The following is a 5290-nucleotide window of genomic DNA, read 5'->3' as shown; positions in this document are numbered from 1 at the left end:
CGTGTAATACAGCGCCGCAGACAAAGTGTCGGTGGTGAACAAACCCACGCAGGCCAGCAAAGTGCCTACCGAGGACACCGTGAGGTAGGCCACCAAGCGGCTCAAGCTGTGCGCCGCAAGTGCGCCCATGACCCCCAACACGCTGGTGGTCAGCGCCAAAGGCAGCAGCCAGTCGGCCACGGCCATGGCCGACTCCCCTGCCCCCACTCCAAAAATCACCCAGTGCGTGCGGATGATGCTGTAGACCCCGACCTTGGTCATGATGGCAAACAGCGCCGCCACCGGCGCGCTGGCCGCTGCATAGGTGCCGGGCAGCCAAAAGTACAAGGGCACCAGCGCGGCCTTGAGGCCAAACACGGCCAGCAACACCAAGGCAGCGGCCTGCGCCAGCCAAGCTTGATCACCGGTGAGTTGCGCCACCTTGAGGCCCACATCGGCCATGTTGAGCGTGCCGGTCACGCTGTAGACCATGGCCAGACCAATCAAGAACAAGCCCGAAGCGGCCAGGTTGAGCACCACGTAATGGATGCCCATGCGAAAGCGCTCGCGCCCCTGGCCATGGACCAGCAGCACATAAGAGGCGATCAGCAAGACTTCGAAGAACACGAACAGGTTGAACAAATCGCCCGTCATGAACGCGCCGCACAGCCCCATGAGCTGGAATTGGAACAGCGCATGGAAATGCCGCCCCCGGGCGTCCCAGCCGCCCGTGGCGTACCAAAGCACGGGCACAGCCACCAGGTAAGTCAACAACACCATCAGGCCGGACAAACGGTCCAGCACCATGACGATGCCAAAGGGCGCGGGCCATTCGCCCAGTTGGTAAACCAGCAACTCACCGCTGCTGGCCTGCACCACCAGGCCGATGGCCATGAGCAAACCCAGCAACACCGAGGCCATGGCCAGTCGACGCGCCCAGCGCTGTCGGCTGTCGCCATGGCCACCGCCGGCCACCTGTTGGCTGCCATCGCCCAGCAGCAACAAGGCCACGGCCGTGAACACGGGCAGCAAAACCGACAGCACGGGCGCGTGCTGCAGCCAGAAAGACAAGAGAGCGTCGAACATCAAACCGGCCCCCCTTGTGCTGTGGTGGGCGAGCTTGCAGCGCTTGGGTCTTTGGTCACTGCACTGGCCACAAAACCGGGTGCGTGGCCAGGCTCGTGCCCGTCAACATGGTCACTGCCGCTTTCGTGCCGGCTGCGCAGGGCCAACTCGATGACAAAGCCCGTGGTAGCAAAACCAATCACGATGGCTGTGAGCACCAGCGCCTGCGGCAAAGGGTCGGCGACGGGGCCGTCGCCGACCAAAATGGGTTGCGCATTGGTCCACAAGCGCCCCATAGCGAAGATGAAAACGTTGACGGCGTAGCCGAGCAAAGACAAGCCGAGCACCACGGTGAAAGTGCGTCCGCGCAGCATCAGGTAAACGGCGCAGGCGGTGACAAAACCGATACCGCTGGCCAACAAAAATTCCATGCTCATGTGAGCTCCTTGGTGCGACTTGAAACGCTGAACGAAAGGGTGTGTGCAGTGATCATGCGGCCACCTTGGGGCGCACAGCGCTCGGGCCCGGCGATTCACGGGTCGCATTGCCCAACACCGAGATGGTCAACAGCGTGGCCCCAACCACGACCAAATAAACGCCCAAGTCAAACAAGGCGGCCGAGGCCAGCGGCAGCTCACCCAAAACCGGCACCACCGGGTTGCCGTGGGCACTGGTCAAGAACGGGCGACCCCACACAAACGCGCCCACCCCGGTCAGTCCGGCAATGCCCAGGCCCGCGCCGATCCACTGAACAAAGCGCCGACCCGCCTGGCCACGCAAGAGGTATTCAGCCTTGGCCTGCCCCATGGACATGAACTGCAGCACCAGCGCCACAGCCGTGATCAGGCCCGCAATGAAGCCGCCACCGGGCATGTTGTGCCCGCGCATGAAGATGTAAATGGTGAACACCAGCGCCACCGGCAACACCACCCCAGCGGCCACACGCAACATGAGCGGTTGTGCGGCAAAGGTCCAGGCCAGGCCATCGCTGTCCTGTTGAGGGCGGCGCGTGCGCATGCCCTCCATCAGCGCCAGCACGCCAATGGCGGCGATGCCCAGCACCGTGATCTCGCCAAAGGTGTCATAACCCCGGAAGTCCACCAAGATCACATTGACCACGTTGGAGCCACCGCCCACGGGGATCGACTTGTCCAAGAAGAACCAGGAAATGGCGCTGTGGTCACGGGTCACAAACACCCAGCTCAACCAGGCCATGCCAGCACCGGCAGCCAGCGCCAGTGCGCCGTCGCGGACGCGGCGGGCGGTGCTCGACTCGCGCGGTGAATGTTGTGGCAACAAGGCCAAACCCATGAGCATCAGCACCGTGGACACCACCTCCACCGACAACTGGGTCAAGGCCAAATCGGGCGCGGACAGGCTGACAAAAGTCAGGGACGTGACCAAGCCCACCACGCCCACCAAGACCACGGCCTGAAAGCGGTGATGGTGCTGCAGCGCCAGCGTCAAAGTGGTGGCCCCCAGCAGCAGCCAAATCATGATGGCCAGGGGCGATGCAGGCAACAACTCGCGAGGGCCGGTGCCGATGCCGCTGCCCAGCAAAGGCAAGCCGACCACCAAGACCACGCCGCCCAGCATCCAGGCCAGGTAGCTTTGCAGCGAGCCGTTCTCCAAACGCAGCGTCAAGCGACCGGCGAAGGCAAACAAGCCGTCGATCAGGCCTTCAAACATCTGCCGACCGGTGGCGCGGCCAAACCAGGCCTCGGACTCGATGCGGTGCAGGCGCTTGTTTTTGGCCAGCATCAGGTACAGCGCAATGCCCACCACCAGCGCGATCGCGCTCATGAGCAAGGGAAGGTTGAAGCCGTGCCAGATGGCCAAGTGGTATTCGGGCAGTGGCTTGCCGGCCAAGGCCGTGGCCGCCACATCGACCAGCGGGCCCAGTGTGAGCGCGGGCAACACCCCCACCACGATGCACAGCGTGACCAGCAGCATCGCGGGCAGCTTCATGCCCAGCGGCGGCTCGTGCGGGTGGGTGTTGAGCACATCGCCCAGCGGGCCGTTGAAATACGTGTCGTGCACAAAACGCAGCGAATACGCCACGCTGCAGACCCCGGCCAAAGTCACCAGCGCGGGCACCAGCCAAGCGAACGCGCCGGAGGTGCCCACCACCGCTTCGGTGAAAAACATCTCTTTGGACAAGAAGCCGTTGGTCAAAGGCACACCCGCCATGGACGCGGCCGCCACCATGGACAACGTGGCCGTCCAGGGCATGAGCGACCACAGGCCGCCCAGCTTGCGCATGTCGCGCGAATGGGTTTCGTGGTCCACGATGCCCGCGATCATGAACAGCGAGGCCTTGAAGGTGGCGTGGTTGAGCACATGGAACACCGCCGCCACAGCGGCCAGCGGCGAGCCCAGGCCCACCAAAAACGTGATCAGGCCCAAGTGGCTCACGGTGGAATAAGCCAGCAAACCTTTAAGGTCGTGCTTGAAGATCGCGATGAAGGCCGCAAACAACACCGTGATCAGGCCCACCGTGGTGACAATCGCCTCAAAATAACCCGACCCGGCCAGCACCGGGTACATGCGCATGAGCAAAAACACCCCGGCCTTGACCATGGTGGCCGAGTGCAGGTAGGCCGACACGGGCGTGGGCGCAGCCATCGCATCGGGCAGCCAGAAGTGAAATGGGAACTGCGCGCTCTTGGTGAAGGCCCCCACCAAAATCAAGAGCAGCGCGGGCAAGAACATCGGGTCGGCTTGAATGGTGGCCACGTTGCCCAGCATTTCACTCAGCTCGTACGTGCCCGCAATCTGACCCAGCAAGACAAAGCCGCCCAGCATGGCCAGGCCGCCGCCCCCGGTCACGGCCAAGGCCTGACGGGCTCCGGCGCGTGCGTCGGGCCGGTGGCTCCAATAACCGACCAACAAGAAGGACGAAACGCTGGTCAGCTCCCAAAACACCACCAAGAGCAGCAAGTTGTCTGAGAGCACCACGCCCAGCATGGCGGCCATGAACAGCATCATCTCGCTGTAAAACTTGCCGGCCGAGTCCTTGGCGCTCAAGTAGTAATGCGCATACAAGATGATCATCAAGCCGATGAACAGGATCAGGCCCGCGAACATCATCGACAGGCCGTCGAGGCGGAACGTCAGGTTCAGCCCGATCTCGGGCACCCAGGGCCAGGCGTTCATCACCGTCTCACCGGCCAGCACGGCAGGGGCCATGGACAGCAACAGGCCCAAACTGGTGGCCGTGACGGCACCCGCCGCGCAAGCGGTCAGCAGTCGCGAGCGGGAACCTAGCCAAAACGTGGCCAGGGTGCCCAGCAAAAGAGGGAGCAATACGATGAATAAGAGCACGGCATGTCTTTCAGGTAAGCGGCCGATTTTAGCCATGCAGCCTGCTTCCTCCCCCCAAGTCATGCTGACCACGGGTCTTTTGTTTGGGTTTGCACCCCAGCGACTGGTCAAGCGGGCATTTAATAAGTACACTTATCGAATAACTTCTTTTTGTTCCCCCTTCCACGCCAGGAACCCCATGAGCCCTTCACACAACACACTCCCCGTCATCGTTGCAGGCGGTGGCATTGGCGGCTTGGCCGCTGCCCTCGCCTTGGTGCGCCAGGGCTTTGCCGTCACCGTGCTGGAGCAAGCCCCCGAGATCGGCGAAATCGGCGCGGGCATCCAAATTGGACCGAACGGGTTTCATGCGTTTGACGCATTGGGCATCGGCGACAAGGCCCGTGGCCGCGCGGTCTACACCGACTTCATGGTGATGCACGACGCGCTCGACGAGTACCAGGTCGGCAAGATCCCCACCGACGAAAAATTCCGCGAGCGTTTTGGCAACCCCTATGCCGTGATCCACCGCGCCGATGTGCACTTGTCCTTGCTCGAAGCCGCGCAAGAAACCGGGCAAGTGCAATTTCACACCAGCACCCGCGTGGTGCGCATTGAACAAGACGACAGCAGCGTGACCGTGTGGGACCAAAACGGCAAAGCCTTCCAGGGCTGCGCCCTGATCGGGGCCGATGGCGTCAAATCGGTGGTGCGTGAGCAGTTTGTGGGCGACCCGGCCCGCGTCACGGGCCATGTGGTCTACCGCGCCGTGGTCGACAAAAAAGACTTTCCTGCCGATCTGCAATGGAACGCGGCCGCCATCTGGGTGGGGCCCAACTGCCACCTGGTGCACTACCCGCTGCGCGGCGGCGAGCAATACAACGTGGTGGTGACTTTCCACAGCCGCGAACAAGAAGAATGGGGTGTCAAAGACGGCAGCAAG

At 62.7% G+C, this 5290-nt stretch carries 4 protein-coding genes; 1 reads left to right on the top strand and 3 read right to left on the bottom strand.

Translation table 11 applies throughout. The features are described from left to right. The 3 genes from Q0341_RS04725 to Q0341_RS04715 form a co-directional block, all read right to left on the bottom strand. Positions 1-1065, bottom strand: a 1065-nt coding sequence (locus Q0341_RS04725; protein WP_299510910.1) for a proton-conducting transporter membrane subunit, incomplete at its 3' end; no start/stop codon positions are given. Further along, the gene (locus Q0341_RS04720) at positions 1065-1475 is read right to left on the bottom strand and encodes a Na+/H+ antiporter subunit C (RefSeq protein WP_299510912.1); all 411 of its coding nucleotides are present in this window, start codon (positions 1473-1475) and stop codon (positions 1065-1067) included. The genes Q0341_RS04725 and Q0341_RS04720, both read right to left, overlap by 1 nt. Before the next feature lie 58 nt (positions 1476-1533). Continuing rightward, positions 1534-4368 carry a monovalent cation/H+ antiporter subunit A gene (locus Q0341_RS04715; protein ID WP_299510908.1) on the bottom strand — a complete coding sequence of 945 codons (2835 nt, stop codon included), beginning with the start codon at positions 4366-4368 and terminating at the stop codon, positions 1534-1536. A 178-nt stretch (positions 4369-4546) separates the two neighbouring features. Between Q0341_RS04715 and Q0341_RS04710 the strand changes: the two genes are divergently transcribed. Continuing rightward, on the top strand, positions 4547-5290 hold a 744-nt coding region (locus tag Q0341_RS04710; RefSeq protein ID WP_299510907.1), incomplete at its 3' end, for an FAD-dependent monooxygenase.

Source organism: uncultured Limnohabitans sp., from assembly GCF_937889215.1.
Lineage (GTDB): Bacteria > Pseudomonadota > Gammaproteobacteria > Burkholderiales > Burkholderiaceae_C > Limnohabitans_A.
Note: the sequence above shows the minus strand (reverse complement) of the source record. Positions and strands in the feature narration are given on the sequence as shown.

Excerpts from the sequence above, each read along its gene's own strand:
- Q0341_RS04720 (WP_299510912.1), bottom strand. The coding sequence starts at position 1,475 with ATGGAATTTTTGTTGGCCAGCGGTATCGGTTTTGTCACCGCCTGCGCC.